Consider the following 20,252-nt stretch of genomic DNA (forward strand, 5'->3'; position numbering starts at 1 on the left):
CGGATCACTGCTGCCTCCGTGGAGGATGCGGGTGAGGGAAGGCTTCGCCACCGCCGTTGCCGCAGCGGAGGGCCCGAGCCTTGATCGGTGCGTCATCGTCACTGCTCTGACGCAAGCAGGGCGGCCGTGGTCAGGTGGCACCCGAGCGGCTGACCTCCCGAAAGGAAGGGATGATCCGCGCGGATGTTCTCCAGAGCTGCACACGAGCAAGGGGTCGCCGTGCGGCCCTTACCCGGCCGCCACAGGAGCGGGGACTCTCACCCCGCCAAATCAAGCACTCTGTTCAGTTCTCAAGGTGAAGCCGGTGGCTCTCCGACGGGTGCGGTAACCCCGAAGGGCTCCCGTAAGAACGGGACACGCCGGACGCCGAGGTACTGCGTTCCTAGCTCTGACAGGTATCCATGCAGGTCAGCGCCGAGTAGCTGCGCTCATCGCATGAGATACATGCTTGAACATGTCTCTCAGGTTGGCGGTTTTGAGTGAGGCTGTCAAGCTCTTCGCCTCAGCCGGTCCGCCTTGTGGTGTGACATCAGAGTGCCGGTGAAGGGTGGGACGAAGTCACCGCGTCCCTGGACGACTTGGGACGTCCTCGATAGCGTTCTGCGGGGCGGCTGCGTCCCTAGACGTCCCTGGGGGTTGGATGGCGAACGAGCGGTTAAGGTCCGCGATGCTGACGCAAGGCGTCGCCGTGGATGCCCTGGCGGAGCACCTTGGGGTCGACCCCAAGACGGTGGAACGCTGGATCACCAAAGGGCGGGCGCCATACCGGCGCCACCGCCTTGCCATCTCGGCTTTCCTTCGGGAGGACGAGGGCTATCTGTGGCCTGATGGCCTGCCGGATGGGCAGCGCAAGGACGCCGCGGATGCCGAGGTGTTGAAGGTCTACCCGCATCGTTCCTACGTGCCGGCGGACCTATGGCTCCAGCTATTCGGCCGGGCGGAGCGGGAGATCGGCGTGCTGGTGCACGCGGGTGTCTTCCTCGCTGAAAATCCGCGCTGGCCTCAGTTGCTCAGGTTGAAAGCGGCGGGCGGTGTTCAGGCTCGCATCCTGCTAGGCGACCCGGAAAGCCCAGAGATTCGACGCCGAGGGGATGAGGAGGAAATCGGCGAGGGCGTGGCCTACAAGGTTCGCGAGGTGATGAAGCTCTATCGCCCCCTGTATTCCGTTTCGGGGATCGAATTCCGTCTCCACCGGTCGACTCTGCATAACTCGCTCTACCGCTCGGACGACGAGTGGTTGGTGAACACGCAGGTGTACGGGGTGAGTGCGCCCCTGACCCCGGTCCTCCACCTGCGTAAGGTCGCCGGGGCTGAGCTGGTCTCCACATATCAGCAGAGCTTCGAGAAGGTCTGGTCCGAAGCTGTCCCCATTGAAGGGTGAGCATGAGTCGCCGTACGGACTACTTCAACGATCCCAATGCGCCGAAGGCCAACAGCATCGTGCCTGCGGTGACGGCATTCGTCGTCAACGATGCGGGCGATGTGCTGCTGGAGCGCCGATCGGACAACGGTCGGTGGGGAATGCCGGGGGGAGTCCAGGAGATTGGGGAGAACATCGCGGGAACGGTCGTCCGTGAGGTTCTGGAGGAGACCGGGATCCTGATTGAGGTGGTCGGCCTGGTGGGCATCTTCACGGACCCCGGCCACGTCATCGCGTTCGCGGACGGGGAGGTTCGTCAGGAGTTCTCCCTCTGTTTCCGGGCCCGACCGGTCAGTGGCGAGATCAGGGTGAGTTCGGAGTCTCTGGAGGTGCGGTGGATTCCGCGCGCGGACATGGACTCCCTTGACGTGTCACCCACCACTCGCCGGCGGCTGGAGGAAGCCTTCCTAGACTCGTCCGTTCCCCGGATTAGCTGAGCTCGGACTACTCCGTCTCGAAGGTGCGCTGACGCACGCGGGCGATCCGGGCCAGCAGCTCGGGCCGAGCTGCGGATACGGCCCGGAATACGACGTGCTCGGGGCCGTACCGGTCGAGAACTTCGGTCAGCCGCTCCGCCGGGTCCACGAGCGCACCCACGGGGCTGCTCGTCAGGTCGCAGTAGGTGATTGCGTCCACCAGTACGGGCTCTGCGGGGCCGAACTCTGCCAGCATCTCGCTCAGCCCCAGCTCGGATGCCTCCCATGGGGAGGACGTGTGGAAGGCCACGATGCTGCACAGTCGGGGGTCGGCACCCACCACGTCGCGCAGATATCGAGCTCCATCAATCATGTGCTGACCCGTGTCCACGGCTACTCGGGCGTACCCGACGTCGTGGGCAATGGCTGCCGCGGCCAGTAGTTCTGCATCCTCGCCAAGTGCCGGGGCCAGGGTCAGGGCCTGCGAGTAGACGCGCTGGGAATGGGCCCAACGGGTCGGCAGACTTTCGGCGAGCAGGGACTCCGCGAGATCGTGAGCCCACTTGGCCAGCTGCATACGAGTTCCCCCAAGCTGTCGAGTATCAGGTTGCCGGGCCGACGAACCGCCCTACTCCGTGCTGAGCGTGAACGTGCCCGGCGCCTTCGAGTTCGTGCACGGCGCGGCGGACAGTGCCCCGCGCGACTCCGTAGGACTCGGAGAGCTCGGCCTCGCTCGGAAGGCGAGCGCCGGCGGGCAACTCACCCGTCCGGATGCGGTCCAGAAGGTCCGCCATGATCTGGCGGTACGGCGCTACCTGTGCCCCGCTGCCGACCTGGCGGCCGACCCCGGCGACGGTGGTCACGTCGCCGGCTTCCTCCAGTGCGCGAAGCGCACGACGGACGGTGGTGCGGGCCACGCCGAACTCGCGCCCAATCTCCGCTTCGGACGGAAGGCCATCGGGGTAGGCCCCCTCGGCGATCCTTGCCCGCAGAGCCTCCGAGATCACCAAGTAGGTCCCGCGCGGGCTGGGGTCCGTCACCCGTTCCTCCTTCTTCCGCCTTGTGCGCGGCGGTGCCAGGCGGCGGCCGCACTCCAGCTTCGCATGTCATCGCCCGCGGGGAGAGGGCCCGTTATCGGTCTTTCAGGGTGGTTCCTCAGATGCCTGGGGTGTGCTGACGGCGTGCAGGAATCCTGAATCAGGCCTTCGCTGTCACGGGAGCGTCTATTGAGTCTTGAAGAAGTCGGCAAAAATGTCCCGGGGTGCCTCTTCCTGATTCTGTCTTACTCCGGAATGTAGGTGAGACCCCGGTGCGTCGAAGAAACGCGACTCGTCCACCCAATATGAATTCCTCATTCGCTGATAGTCGAAGTCGCTACCTTGAGGGGTTCGGGTCACTGTGAGGAATTTGTGGTCCTCAAGTTCCTTTCGGGCCTCGGTCCATGTGTTATGTGAAAAACCGTATCCATCGCGCCTCTGTCTCGGTATGTATCGAGACTCTGCATGTCCTCCCTGGGACTCGAGGAGGGCAAATAGGAGGGCGATGGCTGTCGGCGATAGGGCGAGGATCCAGCCATTGCGCCAGAACTCAATGTGGATTCCTACGTATCGACCTTTTAGGCTTGCGCGTTCAAAAGGTGCCCCGTCTCCGTTTGTGGAGAGTAGCTGAATTGAAGGTGGCGCGTAGCCGCGCCTGGGGCCAAGTTCAATAAAGCCGTTCTCGGCCAGCCATTTGAGGTTGCTGGTAACCCGACGGCGCCCGGCGTCGGGAGGGAGTGCAAGGAGTCGGCACCAAGCCTGAGGAGTGGGGGGCCGCTTGATGTCGAAGGGCTCCGCGGTGGCCATCATGACGAGGCAGAGGTAGAGCTTCAGGCGCACCTCACCGCCCCGTCCGCCGCGGATCAGGCGAGCCATCGGGGGCAGGAGAGCGTCCTGGCCGCTCGCCCTGACGAAGCTCGGAGCGAAGGACACCCGGCCGGAGCGGGCCGCTCTATCTGCGGCCTTCTCCAGGGATGCCGTTCCGGTGGCCTGAGTGGGCGTCAGCAAGATTCTCGACCTTCGTGCAGGAGAGACGGGGGTACCGCAGTCACAGGGGTACGCAGGGGGTTCACTGGCTCTCCTCTTCCTTGCCAGTGGGAGCGTAGTTGGCATCCAGCGCACCCTCGCGATATCTACTGCGGAACTGCTCTGCCTGTCCATAGGTACGGTGATTTTGTTCCAGCAGGAACGCATAATGGGTGCTTTGACCTGCGCTTTTGCCTCTGTCACCTTCAAGGAGTCGGCCCGCTGGGGTCGTTGAGCCCGGTGTGATTCACCGGGGGAGGAGGGGCGAATGAGCATCAACACCGCAGCGGGGCGGGGTGTCTGGCTGGCGATCATCCTTCTGGCCAGCGCCTGTTGCGCCATCGGCGCCGGCTTCGTGCTGACGGTCGTGGACGTCGAGCCGAAGCTAGTGCTCGGGGGTGCTGGAGCCACGTTCCTGGGACTTGCGACGCTTGGGCTGGGCGCTTGTCGGTTCGTGGCCGAAGGTCCGCAGAACGGTCCGTCCGTCGAGTGACCGTGGACGAGGTGCGGACGAGGAAACCTCAGGTTGCCCCTGCAGGAGACTCCGGGGCAGGTCAGAGTAGGTGCGACGCGGCTGCCGGAAGCAGACTGTAAATCTGCCGGCTCAGCCTACCCAGGTTCGAACCCTGGCGCCGCCACGCGAGTGAAACCCTCGCTCATTGCAGAAATGCAGTGAGCGGGGGTTTTCTCGTACACCGCAATCCCCGCCCACATCCCCGCCCACGGAATCCGCTGGCGGGGAAGCGGTCCGGGACGCATGCTGTCCACATGATCAGCATCAGCATCAGCGGCCGAAAGGGCCATGGCGCGTAAGGCGCCCTCGCAGGTCCGGTCGGACCTGCCACGCCGGACGCCCCGACAGGGCGACCGAGCCGTCGTTCCCGGCGTCTCCTCCCGCACGCTCGTGGAGATCGCCCGCGTCGAACGCCACCGGTACGAGCCGGGCGCGGCCTATCGCGCGCTGTCCGACTGGCGCGCGACGGTGTACGGGCGGGGGCCGTCGTGGATCATCTACCCGAGCTGGTACGACGACTGCCCCTGCTGCCAACCCGCCTGGGGTGGGGATCACCGGGAGACCTTGGAGGTCTTCTGCCAGGCCCTGCCCCGGCGCGCTGCGCGGGAGTTGCGGGCCGTGCTCGCGCCGCTCGACGCGCGGTTCCTCGCCCGGACGCTCAATGACCCGTACGCCCGGCCGGGGGATCCCTGGTGGCGGCGCCGGCTGGAGACGGCATGAGCGGCCGGACGGAGCGGGAGCGGGCACCGGGTGAGGCCATCGGGTGGACCGGGCGTACCGATGCGGGGCTCCGGTCGTTCATCCGGCGTGACATGGACTTCGAACGCGCGCGGAAAGGTCGGCGGCGGGGTGCTCCTCGCCCTGCTCGGAGCGGGGATCCCGGCCCTGGTCGGAGCGGCACTGAACAGTGATGTGGGGCATCCCTACCAGGAGACCCGGCTCTACTTCGGCACCGAGCGGCCGGACGGCCGTCCACCGGTCGGGGAGCGGGAGTTCATGGGGTTCCTGGAACGGGAGATCACCCCCGCGTTCCCCGAAGGGCTGACCCTCCAGGACGGGCACGGCCAGTGGCAGTGGGACGGGAAGATCATCCGCGAGACCTCGTACGAGGTGGTGCTGCTGTACCCGGAGAAGGAGGCCGACGAGCGCGGCGCGCGCATCGAGCGGATCCGGGAGGCCTACGAGAAGCGGTTCCAGCAGGATTCCGTCGGGCGGTCCGACGACCGGTTGACCGCCGACTTCTGACCGGCCACCGGCCACCGGCCGGCCGACTGACCGGCCGGTGGCCCTTGGCCTGCTGTTCGCCGCCCGTGCCGCGACCGGTGGCTTGCGACAGGCCGGGGCACGGGCGCCTAGTTGCCCGCCACATCCTTGACCGCCACCGGGACCGGGGTCGAGCCCGCGATCAGCTCCAGGGTGAGGCCCGCGGTCGCCGGCGTCTCGATCAGTTCGGCGAGCACCGCCGCCACGTCGTCGCGCGTGACCGACCCGCGGCCCGTCTGCGCCTCCAGGCGGACCAGGCCCGCGCCCTCGTCGTCGGTCAGCGAGCCCGGGCGCAGGATCGTCCACTCCAGACCCAGACGGGTGCGGACGTGCTCGTCGGCCTCGCCCTTGGCGCGGAGGTAGTGGTCGAAGACCTCGTCGCCTTCGCGGCGGGTGTCCGCGCCCATCGAAGAGACCATCAGGAAGCGGCGTACCCGGGCCCGTTCGGCGGCGTCCGCGAACAGCACCGCCGCGCCCCGGTCCACCGTGTCCTTGCGCCCGACCCCACTGCCGGGCCCCGCGCCCGCCGCGAACACCACGGCGTCCGCACCCTGCAGGATGCCCGCCACGTGCTCGACCGACGCCGATTCCAGGTCGCACAGCACCGGTTCGGCGCCCGCCTCCCTGAGGGCGTCGCCCTGTGCCGGATCGCGGATGATGCCCGCGACCTCGTACCCGCGCGCGGCGAGCAGGCGCTCCAGCCGCAGCGCGATCTGACCGTGTCCACCCGCAATGACGATGCGCATGCCACGACCGTACGACGAGCCGGGCGCCCGCGCCCGGGAACATGCGGTGAACCCTCAGGGGCCGGGCTCCACACGGCCCTGCCGGGGCAGGTCCAGGGCCACCGCCACGGCGGAGTCGCAGTACTCCCGTACGGCACTCGTCCGGGCTACCACCCGTCCGCGGTGGATCACGATCCGGCTGTACGCGAGGGACAGCACGCTCGCGATCCGGTCCCCGCGCACGGCGAGCAGCTCGGCCGGGAAGCCGGCCTCCACCCGCACCTCCGGCAGGCCCATCGCCTCGCGGGCGGCTCCGGCGACCGAGTGGTAGGCCTCGGTGGCGCGGAGCCCTCCCTGGGAGGCCAGGAGGTACGCGGCTTCGAGCGGGTCCCCGCGCCCGACCGGGTTGCCCGCGTCGCGCAGGGCCCCGCTGCCGGCCGCGACACGGACCCCGGCGGCGCGCAGCAGCCGTACGGGGGCGGTGCGCAGGCCCCGCCGTTCCAGGGCCGCGCAATCGCCCTGGGGAAGGCAGGTCACCCCTACGCCGGCGGCCGCCAGCTGGTCGGCGGCCCGGGTCGCCACGTCCAGCGGGAGCCGGGACAGCCCGCCGCAGGGCCCGATGGAGACCCCGGGCCGCAGCCCGCCGGCCATGGCCGCGAGCCGGGACAGACGGGCGGGGTCGTCGCCGTCGGTGTGCAGGTCGACGGGGCAGCCGTGCTCGGAGGCCAGTTCGAGTACGGCTTCGAGGAAGCCGGTGGGGTCGGGGTCGAGGTCGGGGCAGCCACCGATGACGGAGGCACCCATCTTCACGGCGTCCCGCAGCATGGCGATCCCGTCGGCCCCGGCCACCCCGGTCAGCAGCCGGGGAACGGCGACGGTGGTGAGGTCGGTGAGCCCGCGCAGGGAGCGGCGGGCCTGGAGCACGGCCTCCAGGGGGCCGAGGCCGTGTACGTCGCCGATGCGCACGTGCGACCGGACGGCCGTGGCACCGTGCCCGAGCTGGAGCAGGGCCGCCTCGGTGGCGCGGCGCTGCACCTCGTCGGGGGAGTAGGAGACGGGCCCCTCGCTGTCCGCGGTCAGGGCGGTGTCACCGTGCGAATGGGGCTCGGCGGGCGCGGGGAGCAGCAGGTAGCCGGTGAGGTCGACGCGGGCGCCCGCGGCGGCGGGCAGGCTGCCGGCCGTTCCGACGGCCTGGATCCGGCCGCCGCCGAGGCGGACGTCCACGGTGCGGCCGTCGGTGAGGCGGGCGCCGGTGAGGAGCAGGGTGCTGGACTCGGGGGCCGCCGGCCCGGGGCTTCCCTGGGTGCCTGCGGGGCGGTGCCCCTGCCCCTGGCCGCTGCCGGGGCGGTTGCGCGGGGACTGGGACGGCTGCTGCGGCGGGCTGTCGGACATCGCGCTCCTGCGGTGGCTCGGGCGGTTCCTGGGGCCGTGGCCGCGGCCCGCGGCCCAAGATCACGCAGCGTGCTCAGAGCCTAGGGGGCGGGGGTGCTCGCTTCGCGGAAGAGGGCAATAGTCGTACCGGTGCGTCTGGGTGGACCGCGACGGCGAGGGTCCCCCGGGGGCCGAACCGAAGCCAAACCCGGGAGCCCGCCTCCGAGCCGCCTCCGAGCCGCCCCCGGAGTCCGACTCCGAGCCGCCCCCAGGGCTGGCCCCGGAGCCCGCTCCCGAGTCCATCTCCGAGTCCGCCCCCCCGGCAGCTCCGCCTGACCCTGCCCCCGGGAGCTCCCCCCCCAGAGCCTGCCCCCGGGAGTCCGCCTCCGAGTCGTCTCCGGAGTCCGCCTCCGGGAGTCCGCCTCCGAGCCGCCTCCGAGCCGTCTCCGGAGTCCGCCTCCGGGAGTCCGACTCCGAGCCGCCTCCGAGCCGTCTCCGGAGTCCGCCTCCGGGAGTCCGACTCCGAGCCGCCCCCCAGGGCTGGCCCCGGAGCCCGCTCCCGAGTGCATCTCCGAGTCCGCCCCCCCGGCAGCTCCCCCTGACCCTGCCCCCGGGAGCTCCCCCCAGAGCCTGCCCCCGGGAGTCCGCCTCCGAGTTGCCTCTGGAGCTCGCCCCCGGCAGTCCGCCTCCGAGTCGCCTCCGGAGCTCGCCCCCGGGAGTCCGCCCCCGGGCCTGCCTCTGGAGCCGCTCCATCTCCGAGTTCCCCCGGAGCTCGCCCCCTGAGCCTGCTTCCGCGCCCGCCCCTGAGCCTGCCTCTGGAGCTCGCCCTCGGAGTCCGCCTCCGAGCCCGCCGAGCCCGCCTCCGAGGGCCCCCGCGGGAGGCTCCGCGGCTGCTCCTGTGTCGATCGGAAGCGGACCCCGCTGCACGCCCGTGCTCATGACCCCCGCCTGGTTGTGGCCTCGCCTCCGGCGTGCTGCGGGCCCGCGCCCGGCCCTACGTCCGCATCGGGCCCCGCCCCCGCGCCTGTCCGTAAGCCCCGGACCCGCCGTCCAGCCACGGACCCGCCGTCCAGCCACGGACGCCGCCTCCGCGCCCCGTCGGCGAGCCCGCGCCCGGTCGGCGAGCCCGCGCCCGCCCTCCGCGCCAGTCCGGGAGGGGCCCCCTCCGCGCCCCCGTTCCTGCTTCGGGCCCCGGCCCGGCTCCCGCCGCCGGCCCCGGGTCCCCGCCCCGGACCCGTTCCCGGACCCGTCCGGGGTCTGCTCCGGGGTGCCGTAGCGACGGCTTGGAGGTGGTGGGGAAGGGGGTGCCCCGGGGGTGGCTTCGGTGGTGAGGGGGGCCGCCGGGGGTTCGGCGGGGCTTCTTGGTGACTCAGGGTGGTACTCGGGCGATCGCGGGTGTGATGCCTGACACCTTTCGGGGTGAAAGGCGCCTGAAGAGGGTCCGGAGACGCGTTTCGCGCGGATCAAGAAAGGCGGCGTGGGCGCTCCGAGGCCAGTCCCCGCAAAGGATTTGGGCGATCGGCGGGCGACCGTGTAATGTCTTCCTCGCTCGCCCCAATAGCTCAGTCGGTAGAGCGTCTCCATGGTAAGGAGAAGGTCTGCGGTTCGATTCCGCATTGGGGCTCTGGTGAGAGAGGTTCCCCACCCTCGGGTGGGGAGCGGATCTCATCAAAGCGGCGTAGCTCAGTCGGTAGAGCAAGCGGCTCATAATCGCTGTGTCACCGGTTCAAGTCCGGTCGCCGCTACACACAGTAGCCGATTGCGGGGTCGGTCTCCCGATCGGCTACTCTTTTATGCGTTCATCCGTCCCTAATGTCCGTCAAGGAGCACTCACGTGGCTGCCACCGACGTCCGCCCGAAGATCACGCTGGCCTGCGTGGAGTGCAAGGAGCGGAACTACATCACCAAGAAGAACCGGCGTAACAACCCGGACCGTCTTGAGATGAAGAAGCACTGCCCGCGTTGCAACTCGCACACCGCGCACCGCGAGACCCGCTAGCACTTAGCGAGTCTCGTTCAACAGGCACAGTCATGAGGTCGTCCCCTTCATTTGGGGGGCGGCCTTATGTCGTTTCGACAGATCGTTTTCAACAAGGAGGGGGAGTCATGGCGCTCGACCAGTCCTTCGTGGGGCGGAGCTACCCGCCCACCGATCCGTACGAGGTCGGCCGGGAGAAGATCCGCGAGTTCGCGGTCGCCGTGGGTGACGCCAATCCGGTGTACACGGATCCGGAAGCAGCCAAGGCGTTCGGTCATCAGGACGTGATCGCCCCGCCGACCTTTGTGTTTGCCATCACGTTCGCGGCGGCCGGCCAGGTCGTCGCCGACCCGCAGCTGGGGCTGGACTACAGCCGCGTCGTGCACGGCGACCAGAAGTTCGCCTACACCCGTCCCGTGCGGGCCGGTGACCGGCTGACGGTGACCTCGACCATCGAGGCCGTCAAGTCGCTCGCGGGCAACGACATCATCGACATCCGCGGCGAGGTCCTCGACGAGTCCGGCGAGCACGTGGTGACCGCCTGGACGAAGCTCGTCTCCCGGGCGCCCGAGCCCGCCGCCGCTCCCGCCGCCGCCGGTTCCGCTCCCGAGGAGGCCTGAGATGGCTGCCCAGATCCAGTACGACGACGTCGAGGTCGGCACCGAGCTGCCGGCGGCGTCCTTCCCCGTCACGCGGGCGACGCTGGTGCGGTACGCGGGTGCGTCGGGTGACTTCAACCCGATCCACTGGAACGAGAAGTTCGCCACCGAGGTCGGACTGCCCGACGTGATCGCCCACGGCATGTTCACCATGGCCGAGGCGATCCGCGTGGTGACCGACTGGGTGGGCGACCCGGGTGCGGTCGTCGAGTACGGGGTGCGGTTCACGAAGCCGGTCGTCGTTCCGAACGACGGGCAGGGCGCGCTGATCGAGGTCACGGCCAAGGTCGCGGCGAAGCTGGACGACAACCGGGTGCGGGTCGACCTGACGGCCATGAGCGCCGGGCAGAAGGTGCTGGGGATGTCGCGCGCGGTGGTCGCTCTCGCGTAGGGAGCCCCCGGTTCCCTGGGTGTCTCCCTGGGTGTCTCCCTGGGTGTCCCTCGGGTCCCATCCGTTTCAGGCGTTACCGACAAGGCTCTGGTCGGCGAGGAAACTCGCAGGTCAGAGCCTTTTTGGTGCTCGTTTCGAGGTGCGGCTTGCCAAGTTAGTGATTGAGTACTAACTTTGAAGCATGGCAAGGATGAGTGCGGAGGAGAGGCGCGAGAGCGTCATCCTGGCGGCGATGGGCGAGTTCGCTCGGGGCGGGTACTACGGGACCTCCACCGAGGCGATCGCCAAGCGGGTCGGGGTGTCTCAGCCGTACCTGTTCCGGCTCTTTCCGAACAAGCAGGCCATCTTCCTGGCCGCCGCCACGCGCTGCATGGAGGACATCCGGCTCGTCTTCGAGGAGGCCGCCAAGGGCCTCCATGGCGAGGAGGCGATGCAGGCGATGAGCGTGGCGTACATGACGCTGATCTCCGAGCAGCCCGAAAAGCTGCAGATGCAGCTCCAGACGTACGTGGCCGTCGCCGCCGCCGAGGCCGCAGGGGAGCCGGAGTTCGGCGAGATGGTGCGGGCCGCCTGGATGAAGTTGTGGGACACCCTGCACGTGCCGCTCGGGGCGGACGTGCAGGAGACGACCATCTTCCTCGCGCACGGAATGCTGATCAACGCCCTGTCCGCCATGGGGTTCCCACCCGGGCACCGGGTCTGGGACGGCTGTTACCCGGAGGTGCAGTCTCAGTAGCGGGCGACGCCCCTCCGGCACCCCGCCCCGCCCTGCTCCGCCCTGCCTTCTCACCCCACCTCACCCCTCCCTCCGTGGCGTGTCCGCGCGCCGCAAGGGGCAGGGCCCAGGTCTGTCCATTGAACTTAGTGATCAATAACTAGTTTTGGGGGAATCGTGCAAGACGCCAAGCTTCGCGGGCCCGCGGTCTGGGCCCTCGTCATCACCGGGGCCGCCAGCTTCATGGCCGCGCTCGACAACCTCGTCGTCACCACCGCGCTCCCGTCCATCCGCGAAGACCTCGGCGGGAAGCTGGAAGACCTGGAGTGGACGGTGAACGCGTACACGCTCACCTTCGCCGTCCTGCTCATGTTCGGCGCGGCCCTCGGCGACCGGTTCGGCCGCCGGCGGCTCTTCATCGCCGGTACGGCCGTGTTCACCGCCGCGTCCGCCGCCGCGGCCCTGTCGCCCGGCATCAACGAGCTCATCGCCGCCCGAGCCGTCCAGGGAGTCGGCGCGGCGATCGTGATGCCGCTCTCGCTCACGCTGCTGACCGTCGCCGTCCCCGCAGCCCGGCGCGGAATGGCCCTCGGTATCTACGGAGCCCTCACCGGCCTCGCCGTCGCGAGCGGGCCGCTCATCGGCGGCAGCCTCACCGAGCACATCTCCTGGCAGTGGATCTTCTGGCTGAACGTCCCGGTCGGACTGGCGCTCATCCCGCTCTCCCGGATGCGCCTCGGCGAGTCCACCGCCCCGCAGGCGAAGCTCGACGTCCCGGGCACCCTGCTCATCAGTGGCGGGCTCTTCGGCATCGTCTACGGGCTGGTCAACGCCAACGCGCACGGCTGGACCAGCCTTTCCGTGCTCACCCCGCTGCTGGTGGGGGCCGCGCTCGTGGGCGGGTTCATCGGCCACGGCTTCCGCGGCTCCAACCCGGTGCTGCCCATGCGGCTCTTCCGCGACCGGGGCTTCTTCGGCATTAACATGGCGAGCCTGCTGATGTTCGTCGGGATGTTCGGCTCGATATTCCTGCTGAGCCAGTTCCTCCAGGGCGTCCTCGGCTACTCGCCCACCGAAGCCGGGCTGCGCATGCTCCCGTGGACCGCCATGCCCATGATCGCCGCCCCCATCTCCGGGATCCTCTCCGACCGGATCGGCAGCCGGCCCGTCGTGGTCGCCGGACTGGCGCTCCAGGCCATCGGCCTCGGCTGGTTCGCCGTGATCCTGGGCACCGACATCTCCTACGCCGCCCAGCTCCCGGCGCTGATCATCAGTGGCATCGGGATGGGCCTGTTCTTCGCCCCCGCCTCCAACGCCCTCATGTCCACCGTCGGCCCCGCCGACCAGGGCAAGGCCGCCGGCGCCAACAGCGCCCTGCGCGAAGTCGGCGGAGCCCTCGGCGTCGCCGTCCTCGCCTCCGTCTTCTCCGCGCAGGGCGGCTACCAGTCCGGGCAGTCCTTCACCGACGGCACCGTCCCCGCCCTCTGGATCGGCGCCGCGGCCGTCGCCGCCGCGGCCGCCCTGGCGCTGCTGCTCCCCGGCCGCATCGAGGAGCAGGCCCGGGCCGCGGCGTCCCTGCCGACGGAGGAACGGCCGGCGGACGACCGGGGTGCCGCCCCGGCCGGCGGGCGCGCCCCCGAGAAGGTGGCCGTCTGAGCGGGTCCCGCTCGCCGGCCGGTGCCTCGGCGGCGGCCGGCGGGGGAACCGCAGCCGCCGCGCCGCACGCAGTTCCGTACGACACGTCACGAGCGAGGAAAGGCCCGTCATGCCCGACATCCCCTGGTCCACGCCCACCCGGCCCGCCCCCGGCGCCGAGGTCTACGTCATGGCCTCCCGCTTCGAGACGGCGAGCCTGACCGGAGCCCTGAGGTTCTTCCTCAAGTCGCCCGGCATCATCCGCCAGATCCAGAAGGCCCCCGGAGCGCACGGGGCCGCCCTGCGGGCCCGGGTCCTGCGCCGCACCTTCCTGACCCTGTCCGCCTGGGAGGACCGGGACGCGCTCTACCGCTTCGCGGGCAGCGAACCCCACCGCTCCAGCTCCCGGGCGGCCGCCGCCCATATGAAGGAGTCCGAGTTCGTCTTCTGGACCGTCCCGGCGAGCGAGCTCCCCATCGGCTGGGCCGAGGCGGAGCGCCGCCTCGCCGAGCAGGCCCGGCAGCAGGAGAAGGCGAAGGGGCCGGATCCGGATCCGGATCCGGAGCGCGGCTGAGGCGGGCCGGCGAGGCCCCGTACGGCCCTGCGGCACGCGTACGGTCCGTGGCCCCGCCTGGTCGGGGGGACGCGGACCGTACTCTTGTCCACGTGCAGGAACTCCACGACGCCCCCCTCGCCCCGCTGACCACCTTCCGGCTCGGCGGCCCCGCCGCGCGCCTGGTCACCGCGACCACCGACGCCGAAGTCGTCGCCACCGTGCGTGCCGCGGACGAGAGCGGCACCCCGCTCCTGGTCATCGGCGGCGGCAGCAACCTGGTCATCGGCGACCAGGGCTTCGACGGCACCGCCCTGCGGATCGCGACCGCCGGGTTCGTGCTCGACGGGACCCGGCTCGAGCTCGCGGCCGGCGAGAACTGGAGCGAGGCCGTCGCCCGCGTCGTCGACGCCGGGCTCGCGGGCATCGAATGCCTCGCCGGGATCCCCGGCTCGGCCGGCGCCACACCGATCCAGAACGTCGGGGCGTACGGCCAGGAGGTCTGCGACACGATCACCGAGGTCGTCGCCTACGACCGCACGCGCGGGGAAACGGTCACGCTTTCGGCAGCCGACTGCGCGTTCTCGTACCGCGACAGCCTCTTCAAGCACCAGCCCGACCGGTACGTCGTCCTGCGCGTCCGCTTCGCCCTGGAAGACGCGGGCGGCCTGTCCGCGCCGGTCAAGTACCCCGAGACGGCCCGCGCCCTCGGCGTCGAGGCCGGCGACCGCGTGCCTGCCGCCCAGGCCCGCGAGACCGTCCTGCGGCTGCGCGCCGGCAAGGGCATGGTCCTCGACCCCGCCGACCACGACACCTGGTCGGCCGGCTCCTTCTTCCACAACCCGATCCTCGGCGACGAGGCGTACGCCGCCTTCCTCGCCCGCGCCCAGGAGCACCTCGGCCCCGACACCGCCCCGCCCGCGTACCCGGCCGGCGAGGGCCGTACGAAGACCAGCGCGGCCTGGCTGATCGACAAGGCCGGCTTCACCAAGGGCTACGGCGACGGCCCCGCCCGCATCTCCACCAAGCACACCCTCGCCCTCACCAACCGGGGCGAGGCCACCACCGAAGACCTCCTCGCCCTGGCCCGCGAGGTCGTCGCGGGCGTGCACGCGGCCTTCGGCGTCACCCTGGTCAACGAGCCGGTAACGGTCGGCGTCAGCATCTGAGGAGTCCCGGCCCGCCCATGCTCTGTCCCCTGCACGGGGCCGGTACGGACCCCACCCGGCTGGTGGGACGCACGATCGACAAGGTCGTCGCGTCCTGGCACATCAGCGACGGCGAACGCTCCGAGGCTCCCCTCGACGTCTGGCTCTTCGACAGCGACGGCGAGTCCACGCGGATCACCACCGGGTCCGACGCCTGCCTCATCGTGGAATCCGAGGCGCCGCACGAGCCCTACGACATGGGGGAGTGGGGCCGCATCGAGGTCGGCGAGGACCTCGGAGACCACCCCTTCCTGCGCCACCTAGGCGAGACCGTGGAGTCGGTCGCCGAATTCGCGCTGCCCGCACAGGGGCGCACCCACCTGGAGATCGGCTTCCCTGAGGGCGCCCGGGTGCGGGCCGACTGCCACGAGGGCGACCTGCGGCTCACGCGCTGACGCGCGCCGCCCCCCTTACGAGGCGATCCAGTGGTCGATCCCGGCCAGCAGCTTGTCCTGCACGTCGGTGGGCGCCGCGCTGCCGCGCACCGACTGGCGGGCCAGCTCGGCGAGCTCCGCGTCCGTGAAGGCGTGGTGCCGGCGGGCGATCTCGTACTGGGCTGCGAGCCGGGACCCGAAGAGCAGCGGATCGTCCGCACCCAGGGCCATCGGGACCCCGGCCTCGAAGAGGGTGCGCAGCGGGACGTCCTCGTGGCGCTCGTACACCCCGAGGGCGACGTTGGACGCCGGGCAGACCTCACACGTGATCTGCCGGTCGGCGAGCCGCTTGAGCAGGCGGGGATCCTCGGCGGCCCGCACGCCGTGCCCGATGCGGGCGGCGTGCAGGTCGTCGAGGCAGTCGCGGACGGAGGACGGGCCGGTGAGCTCGCCGCCGTGCGGGGCCGCGAGCAGTCCGCCCTCGCGGGCGATGGCGAAGGCCCGGTCGAAGTCGCGGGCCATGCCGCGGCGCTCGTCGTTGGAGAGGCCGAAACCGACGATGCCGCGGTCGGCGTAGCGGACGGCGAGCCGGGCCAGGGTGCGGGCGTCGAGGGGGTGCTTCATGCGGTTGGCGGCGATGACGACGCGCATGCCGAGGCCGGTCTCGCGGGAGGCGGCGTCCACGGCGTCGAGGATGATCTCGACGGCCGGGATCATCCCGCCGAGGAGGGGGGCGTAGGAGGTGGGATCCACCTGGATCTCCAGCCAGCCGCTCCCGTCGCGCACGTCCTCCTCCGCGGCTTCGCGGACCAGGCGGCGGATGTCGTCGGGCTCGCGCAGGCAGGAGCGGGCGGCGTCGTAGAGCCGCTGGAAGCGGAACCAGCCGCGTTCGTCGGTGGCGCGGAGCTTGGGGGGCTCGGCGGAGGTGAGGGCGTCCGGGAGGCGGACGCCGTACTTGTCGGCGAGCTCCAGCAGCGTCGACGGGCGCATCGAGCCGGTGAAGTGCAGGTGGAGGTGGGCTTTCGGCAGAAGCGTGAGATCGCGTACGTGCTCCATCTGGTGATCCTGCCGCACTTGTCACCCGATCGGCAGCCCGATTCCCTGAACGGGTCCTTGCCCGAACGTGAATCCGGGGGTCCGCAGGGGCGCGCGGGAGCCGGGGAGCCGCTGCGCGGGGCTTTCCGGGCGCCGCCCGGACCCGCGCCTCAAACGCCGGCGGGGCTGGATTCGGCCGAGGTCGGTCCGCACGTGGCCGCCGGGGCCGGGAAATCCAGCCTCGCCGGCATTTGAGGCGCGGGGTCCGGAAACGCCTGAGCGGCGGCTCCCCCGGAGGGAACCGCCGCTCAGGTCAGGCCGCGAACCGCCGGAGGCCTAGGCCTTCGCCTCCGCGAGGAGCTTCTGGATGCGGGACACGCCCTCGACCAGGTCCTCGTCGCCCAGGGCGTAGGAGAGGCGGAGGTAGCCGGGGGTGCCGAAGGCCTCGCCCGGGACGACCGCGACCTCGGCCTCGTCCAGGATCAGCGCGGCGAGCTCGACGGAGCTCTGCGGGCGCTTGCCGCGGATCTCCTTGCCGAGGACGTCCTTGACCACCGGGTAGCAGTAGAACGCGCCCTCGGGGGTCGGGCAGAAGACGCCGTCGATCTCGTTCAGCATCCGCACCATCGTCTGGCGGCGGCGGTCGAAGGCCGTGCGCATCTCGTGGACGGCGTCCAGGTTGCCGGAGACGGCGGCCAGCGCTGCGACCTGGGCCACGTTGGAGACGTTGGAGGTGGCGTGCGACTGGAGGTTGGTCGCGGCCTTGACCACGTCCTTCGGGCCGATGACCCAGCCCACGCGCCAGCCCGTCATGGCGTACGTCTTGGCGACGCCGTTGACGATGATGCACTTGTCGGACAGCTCGGGAACGATCGCCGGGAGCGAGACGAACTTCGCGTCGCCGTAGACCAGGTGCTCGTAGATCTCGTCGGTCAGGACCCACAGGCCCTTCTCGACGGCCCAGCGGCCGATCGCCTCGGCGTCGGCCTCGGAGTAGACGGCGCCGGTCGGGTTCGACGGGGAGACGAAGAGGACGACCTTCGTGCGCTCGGTGCGGGCCGCTTCGAGCTGCTCGACGGTGACCCGGTAACCGGTGGTCTCGTCGGCGACGACCTCCACCGGGACACCGCCGGCGAGACGGATCGACTCCGGGTACGTGGTCCAGTACGGGGCCGGGACGATGACCTCGTCACCCGGGTCCAGGATGGCCGCGAACGCCTCGTAGATCGCCTGCTTGCCGCCGTTGGTCACCAGGACCTGGGACGCGTCGACCTCGTAGCCGGAGTCGCGCAGCGTCTTCGCGGCGATGGCGGCCTTCAGCTCGGGCAGGCCGCCGGCCGGCGTGTAGCGGTGGTACTTGGGGTTGCGGCAGGCCTCGACCGCGGCTTCGACGATGTAGTCCGGGGTCGGGAAGTCGGGCTCACCGGCTCCGAAACCGATGACCGGACGCCCGGCGGCCTTGAGGGCCTTGGCCTTGGCGTCGACGGCGAGGGTGGCGGACTCGGAGATGGCACCGATACGGGCGGAGACGCGGCGCTCGGCGGAAGGCGTTTCAGAGGTCATGCGGCCAATCGTCCCAGACGTCAAACGACCGCCGCACGCCGTTTCAGTTACCGGACGGACGCTCTCCGGACGGCGCTGTTCGACGTCAGGGCCCGGACCACGTACACTCAACCGTCGTTGGCCCTCGTCGACCGCTGCAGAGCGTGAGCACACCGTGCACTCGCTCGGATGCGGTAGGTTGAGGGACGCAAAGGGTCGTAGCTCAATTGGTAGAGCACTGGTCTCCAAAACCAGCGGTTGGGGGTTCGAGTCCCTCCGGCCCTGCTCCACACTCCTCCTCGGAAGTGTGTGCGCAGGTACGTACTTAGATGCAGTGCCGTGCGGCGCAACCGGGCGCGGCTACGGCCACGACCCGGATTCAGGTGAGAGACGTGACGGACGCCCTGGGCTCCATCGACATGCCTGACGCCGAGGATGACACTCGCGAGAAGAAGGCCCGCAAGGGCGGCAAGCGCGGCAAGAAGGGCCCTCTGGGTCGTCTCGCGCTCTTCTACCGCCAGATCGTCGCGGAACTCCGCAAGGTTGTTTGGCCCACTCGCAACCAGCTGACGACCTACACCTCTGTGGTGATTGTCTTCGTCGTCATCATGATCGGTCTGGTGACCGTGATTGACTATGGGTTCCAGGAAGCCATCAAGTTCGTCTTCGGCTGATCCCCGCGGAGGGCGGCGCCTTGATGGGTGCCGCCCGTTTTCGCATGTTCGACCACCTTTTGTATCCAGGAAGAAGCAGCCACCGTGTCTGACCCGAACCTGAACGCGAGCCACGACTCCGTCGAGTCCGTCGAGGACGCGCTCGACATCGTCGAGGCTGCGGACGCTGTGGACCCTGATGAAGCCGAGCACTCCGACGCCAAGGCGGGTGTCGCCGCCGAAGAGGCCGCGCTGCACGTCGAGGGCGAGGTCGACGCCGAGGCTGAGGACGACGCCGAGGTCGAAGAGGCCGACGACTCCGACGAGGACGAGGAAGAGGCCGAAGAGGCCTCCGACGAGGACGAGTCCGAGGACGAGGAAGAAGCCGACGTGGAGGCCGAAGAGGCCGCCGACGTCGAGCCCGCCGAGCCCGTCGACCCCATCCAGGCCCTTCGCGAAGAGCTGCGCCTCCTGCCCGGCGAGTGGTACGTCATCCACACCTACGCCGGCTACGAGAAGCGCGTGAAGGCCAACCTGGAGCAGCGCGCCGTCTCGCTCAACGTCGAGGACTTCATCTACCAGGCCGAGGTGCCCGAGGAAGAGATCGTCCAGATCAAGAACGGCGAGCGCAAGAACGTCCGGCAGAACAAGCTGCCCGGTTACGTTCTCGTCCGCATGGATCTGACGAACGAGTCCTGGGGCGTCGTCCGCAACACCCCGGGTGTCACCGGCTTCGTGGGCAACGCGTACGACCCGTACCCGCTGACCCTGGACGAGATCGTCAAGATGCTCGCTCCGGAGCTGCAGGAGAAGGCCGCCAAGCTGGCAGCGGAAGAGGCCGGTCTGCCGGCGCCCGCCGTCAAGCGCGCCATCGAGGTCCTGGACTTCGAGGTCGGCGACTCGGTCACCGTCACCGACGGCCCGTTCGCGACGCTGCAGGCGACCATCAACGAGATCAACCCGGACTCGAAGAAGGTCAAGGGTCTCGTCGAGATCTTCGGCCGCGAGACCCCGGTCGAGCTCAGCTTCGACCAGATCCAGAAGAACTGATCCGCAGCCTTCTGGCACACGCTTCCGGACAGGTCAGATTGCCCCCTTGCGGGCGGTCTGACCTGCTCGGTTTTCAGCCTCGCACCGATACCCGTTATCGTGGTGCGGTATGCCTCCATCCGGACGACCGGATTGGCGGCGAAAACTCTCACTAGGACCCGGAGAGAGCAATGCCTCCCAAGAAGAAGAAGGTCACGGGGCTTATCAAGCTCCAGATCAAGGCCGGCGCGGCCAACCCGGCTCCGCCGGTCGGCCCCGCGCTCGGTCAGCACGGCGTCAACATCATGGAGTTCTGCAAGGCCTACAACGCCGCGACCGAGTCGCAGCGTGGCATGGTCGTGCCGGTGGAGATCACGGTCTACGACGACCGCTCCTTCACCTTCATCACCAAGACTCCGCCGGCCGCGCGCCTCATCCTGAAGGCCGCAGGCATCGAGAAGGGCTCCGGCGAGCCGCACAAGACCAAGGTCGCCAAGCTTTCCGGCGCCCAGGTCCGCGAGATCGCCGAGCTGAAGATGCCCGACCTGAACGCCAACGACGTCGACGCCGCGATGAAGATCATCGCCGGCACCGCGCGTTCGATGGGCGTCACGGTCGAAGGCTGATTCAGCCACCCCCCAGCACCACAGTGGTAGGGCCAAGCGCTGGTCCGCACCACGACTCCATGCCTGATCACAACACAGGAGC

General features: G+C 69.9%; 22 protein-coding genes and 4 tRNA genes. 20 read left to right on the plus strand and 6 right to left on the minus strand.

Features of this window, described 5'->3' with window-relative positions:
- Positions 1–640 precede the first annotated feature (640 nt).
- Both AC3IYI_RS24030 and AC3IYI_RS24035 read left to right on the plus strand, forming a co-directional pair.
- The gene (locus tag AC3IYI_RS24030) at positions 641–1,381 is read left to right on the plus strand and encodes a helix-turn-helix domain-containing protein (RefSeq protein ID WP_489405714.1); all 741 of its coding nucleotides are present in this window, start codon (positions 641–643) and stop codon (positions 1,379–1,381) included.
- Between the two features lie 2 nt (positions 1,382–1,383).
- Entirely contained in the window at positions 1,384–1,857 is a 474-nt protein-coding gene (locus tag AC3IYI_RS24035) for an NUDIX domain-containing protein (RefSeq protein WP_489405715.1), read from the plus strand.
- Positions 1,858–1,864: 7 nt separating this feature from the next.
- On the opposite strand, the gene AC3IYI_RS24040 is transcribed toward AC3IYI_RS24035, so the two are convergent.
- Positions 1,865–2,413 carry an HD domain-containing protein gene (locus tag AC3IYI_RS24040; protein ID WP_489405716.1) on the minus strand — a complete coding sequence of 183 codons (549 nt, stop codon included), beginning with the start codon at positions 2,411–2,413 and terminating at the stop codon, positions 1,865–1,867.
- Positions 2,414–2,438: 25 nt separating this feature from the next.
- A complete protein-coding gene (locus AC3IYI_RS24045; RefSeq protein WP_489405717.1) occupies positions 2,439–2,876 on the minus strand; it encodes a GntR family transcriptional regulator in 438 nt (145 codons plus the stop codon).
- Between the two features lie 1,291 nt (positions 2,877–4,167).
- Here AC3IYI_RS24045 and AC3IYI_RS24050 point away from each other — a divergent pair.
- The 4 genes from AC3IYI_RS24050 (at position 4,168) to AC3IYI_RS24065 (ending at position 5,658) form a co-directional block, all read left to right on the plus strand.
- Entirely contained in the window at positions 4,168–4,392 is a 225-nt protein-coding gene (locus AC3IYI_RS24050; RefSeq protein WP_489405718.1) for a hypothetical protein, read from the plus strand.
- A gap of 55 nt (positions 4,393–4,447) precedes the next feature.
- Positions 4,448–4,537, plus strand: a tRNA-OTHER gene (locus AC3IYI_RS24055).
- A 164-nt stretch (positions 4,538–4,701) separates the two neighbouring features.
- Complete coding sequence (locus AC3IYI_RS24060; RefSeq protein WP_489405719.1) at positions 4,702–5,133, plus strand: hypothetical protein; 432 nt, start codon at positions 4,702–4,704, stop codon at positions 5,131–5,133.
- Positions 5,134–5,220: 87 nt separating this feature from the next.
- Positions 5,221–5,658 carry a DUF3574 domain-containing protein gene (locus tag AC3IYI_RS24065; protein ID WP_489405720.1) on the plus strand — a complete coding sequence of 146 codons (438 nt, stop codon included), beginning with the start codon at positions 5,221–5,223 and terminating at the stop codon, positions 5,656–5,658.
- Between the two features lie 107 nt (positions 5,659–5,765).
- Here the strand turns inward: AC3IYI_RS24065 and AC3IYI_RS24070 are convergent, their stop codons facing one another.
- On the minus strand, positions 5,766–6,422 hold the full coding sequence (locus tag AC3IYI_RS24070) for an SDR family oxidoreductase (RefSeq protein WP_489405721.1): 657 nt from the start codon (positions 6,420–6,422) through the stop codon (positions 5,766–5,768).
- Between the two features lie 54 nt (positions 6,423–6,476).
- Complete coding sequence (locus AC3IYI_RS24075) at positions 6,477–7,793, minus strand: amidohydrolase family protein (protein WP_489405722.1); 1,317 nt, start codon at positions 7,791–7,793, stop codon at positions 6,477–6,479.
- A 1,530-nt stretch (positions 7,794–9,323) separates the two neighbouring features.
- On the opposite strand from AC3IYI_RS24075, the gene AC3IYI_RS24080 reads away from it, so the two are divergent.
- The 10 genes from AC3IYI_RS24080 (at position 9,324) to AC3IYI_RS24125 (ending at position 15,306) form a co-directional block, all read left to right on the plus strand.
- Positions 9,324–9,396: transfer RNA gene (locus AC3IYI_RS24080), tRNA-Thr, on the plus strand.
- Positions 9,397–9,444: 48 nt separating this feature from the next.
- Positions 9,445–9,517 (plus strand) — tRNA-Met (locus tag AC3IYI_RS24085).
- An 89-nt stretch (positions 9,518–9,606) separates the two neighbouring features.
- Entirely contained in the window at positions 9,607–9,771 is a 165-nt protein-coding gene (gene rpmG / locus AC3IYI_RS24090) for a 50S ribosomal protein L33 (RefSeq protein WP_003956487.1), read from the plus strand.
- A gap of 107 nt (positions 9,772–9,878) precedes the next feature.
- Complete coding sequence (locus AC3IYI_RS24095; RefSeq protein ID WP_489405723.1) at positions 9,879–10,370, plus strand: FAS1-like dehydratase domain-containing protein; 492 nt, start codon at positions 9,879–9,881, stop codon at positions 10,368–10,370.
- Between the two features lies 1 nt (position 10,371).
- Positions 10,372–10,800, plus strand: a complete 429-nt coding sequence (locus tag AC3IYI_RS24100) for a MaoC family dehydratase (protein WP_243333324.1) — start codon at positions 10,372–10,374, stop codon at positions 10,798–10,800.
- 181 nt (positions 10,801–10,981) lie between these two features.
- On the plus strand, positions 10,982–11,536 hold the full coding sequence (locus tag AC3IYI_RS24105) for a TetR/AcrR family transcriptional regulator (protein ID WP_489405724.1): 555 nt from the start codon (positions 10,982–10,984) through the stop codon (positions 11,534–11,536).
- A 153-nt stretch (positions 11,537–11,689) separates the two neighbouring features.
- Entirely contained in the window at positions 11,690–13,171 is a 1,482-nt protein-coding gene (locus AC3IYI_RS24110) for a DHA2 family efflux MFS transporter permease subunit (RefSeq protein ID WP_489411641.1), read from the plus strand.
- Positions 13,172–13,280: 109 nt separating this feature from the next.
- Positions 13,281–13,724: a DUF3291 domain-containing protein gene (locus AC3IYI_RS24115; RefSeq protein ID WP_489405725.1), complete on the plus strand. Its 444-nt coding sequence runs from the start codon at positions 13,281–13,283 to the stop codon at positions 13,722–13,724.
- A gap of 92 nt (positions 13,725–13,816) precedes the next feature.
- Positions 13,817–14,872, plus strand: coding sequence for a UDP-N-acetylmuramate dehydrogenase (locus AC3IYI_RS24120; RefSeq protein ID WP_489405726.1), 1,056 nt, complete (start codon positions 13,817–13,819; stop codon positions 14,870–14,872).
- Between the two features lie 17 nt (positions 14,873–14,889).
- Entirely contained in the window at positions 14,890–15,306 is a 417-nt protein-coding gene (locus AC3IYI_RS24125) for a hypothetical protein (RefSeq protein ID WP_489405727.1), read from the plus strand.
- Between the two features lie 15 nt (positions 15,307–15,321).
- Here AC3IYI_RS24125 and AC3IYI_RS24130 read toward each other — a convergent pair whose 3' ends face one another.
- The gene (locus tag AC3IYI_RS24130; RefSeq protein ID WP_489405728.1) at positions 15,322–16,341 is read right to left on the minus strand and encodes an adenosine deaminase; all 1,020 of its coding nucleotides are present in this window, start codon (positions 16,339–16,341) and stop codon (positions 15,322–15,324) included.
- Positions 16,342–16,656: 315 nt separating this feature from the next.
- The gene (locus AC3IYI_RS24135; RefSeq protein ID WP_489405729.1) at positions 16,657–17,883 is read right to left on the minus strand and encodes a pyridoxal phosphate-dependent aminotransferase; all 1,227 of its coding nucleotides are present in this window, start codon (positions 17,881–17,883) and stop codon (positions 16,657–16,659) included.
- A 191-nt stretch (positions 17,884–18,074) separates the two neighbouring features.
- Here AC3IYI_RS24135 and AC3IYI_RS24140 point away from each other — a divergent pair.
- The 4 genes from AC3IYI_RS24140 (at position 18,075) to rplK (ending at position 20,170) form a co-directional block, all read left to right on the plus strand.
- Positions 18,075–18,147 (plus strand) — tRNA-Trp (locus AC3IYI_RS24140).
- A gap of 107 nt (positions 18,148–18,254) precedes the next feature.
- A complete protein-coding gene (gene secE / locus AC3IYI_RS24145; protein ID WP_243333337.1) occupies positions 18,255–18,536 on the plus strand; it encodes a preprotein translocase subunit SecE in 282 nt (93 codons plus the stop codon).
- 84 nt (positions 18,537–18,620) lie between these two features.
- Entirely contained in the window at positions 18,621–19,565 is a 945-nt protein-coding gene (gene nusG, locus AC3IYI_RS24150) for a transcription termination/antitermination protein NusG (RefSeq protein WP_489405730.1), read from the plus strand.
- Positions 19,566–19,735: 170 nt separating this feature from the next.
- Positions 19,736–20,170, plus strand: coding sequence for a 50S ribosomal protein L11 (rplK, locus tag AC3IYI_RS24155; RefSeq protein ID WP_382549417.1), 435 nt, complete (start codon positions 19,736–19,738; stop codon positions 20,168–20,170).
- Positions 20,171–20,252: the final 82 nt, after the last annotated feature.

This window comes from Streptomyces sp. GL_148 (assembly GCF_057834205.1).

What these genes read in the sequence shown, in the direction of transcription:
- rplK (WP_382549417.1), top strand. Translation starts at nt 19,736, where the DNA reads ATGCCTCCCAAGAAGAAGAAGGTCACGGGGCTTATCAAGCTCCAGATC.
- AC3IYI_RS24105 (WP_489405724.1), top strand. Translation starts at nt 10,982, where the DNA reads ATGGCAAGGATGAGTGCGGAGGAGAGGCGCGAGAGCGTCATCCTGGCG.
- AC3IYI_RS24095 (WP_489405723.1), top strand. Translation starts at nt 9,879, where the DNA reads ATGGCGCTCGACCAGTCCTTCGTGGGGCGGAGCTACCCGCCCACCGAT.
- AC3IYI_RS24035 (WP_489405715.1), top strand. Translation starts at nt 1,384, where the DNA reads ATGAGTCGCCGTACGGACTACTTCAACGATCCCAATGCGCCGAAGGCC.
- AC3IYI_RS24130 (WP_489405728.1), bottom strand. Translation starts at nt 16,341, where the DNA reads ATGGAGCACGTACGCGATCTCACGCTTCTGCCGAAAGCCCACCTCCAC.
- AC3IYI_RS24075 (WP_489405722.1), bottom strand. Translation starts at nt 7,793, where the DNA reads ATGTCCGACAGCCCGCCGCAGCAGCCGTCCCAGTCCCCGCGCAACCGC.
- AC3IYI_RS24135 (WP_489405729.1), bottom strand. Translation starts at nt 17,883, where the DNA reads ATGACCTCTGAAACGCCTTCCGCCGAGCGCCGCGTCTCCGCCCGTATC.
- AC3IYI_RS24060 (WP_489405719.1), top strand. Translation starts at nt 4,702, where the DNA reads ATGGCGCGTAAGGCGCCCTCGCAGGTCCGGTCGGACCTGCCACGCCGG.
- AC3IYI_RS24030 (WP_489405714.1), top strand. Translation starts at nt 641, where the DNA reads ATGGCGAACGAGCGGTTAAGGTCCGCGATGCTGACGCAAGGCGTCGCC.
- AC3IYI_RS24070 (WP_489405721.1), bottom strand. Translation starts at nt 6,422, where the DNA reads ATGCGCATCGTCATTGCGGGTGGACACGGTCAGATCGCGCTGCGGCTG.
- AC3IYI_RS24125 (WP_489405727.1), top strand. Translation starts at nt 14,890, where the DNA reads ATGCTCTGTCCCCTGCACGGGGCCGGTACGGACCCCACCCGGCTGGTG.
- AC3IYI_RS24040 (WP_489405716.1), bottom strand. Translation starts at nt 2,413, where the DNA reads ATGCAGCTGGCCAAGTGGGCTCACGATCTCGCGGAGTCCCTGCTCGCC.
- AC3IYI_RS24115 (WP_489405725.1), top strand. Translation starts at nt 13,281, where the DNA reads ATGCCCGACATCCCCTGGTCCACGCCCACCCGGCCCGCCCCCGGCGCC.
- AC3IYI_RS24100 (WP_243333324.1), top strand. Translation starts at nt 10,372, where the DNA reads ATGGCTGCCCAGATCCAGTACGACGACGTCGAGGTCGGCACCGAGCTG.
- AC3IYI_RS24050 (WP_489405718.1), top strand. Translation starts at nt 4,168, where the DNA reads ATGAGCATCAACACCGCAGCGGGGCGGGGTGTCTGGCTGGCGATCATC.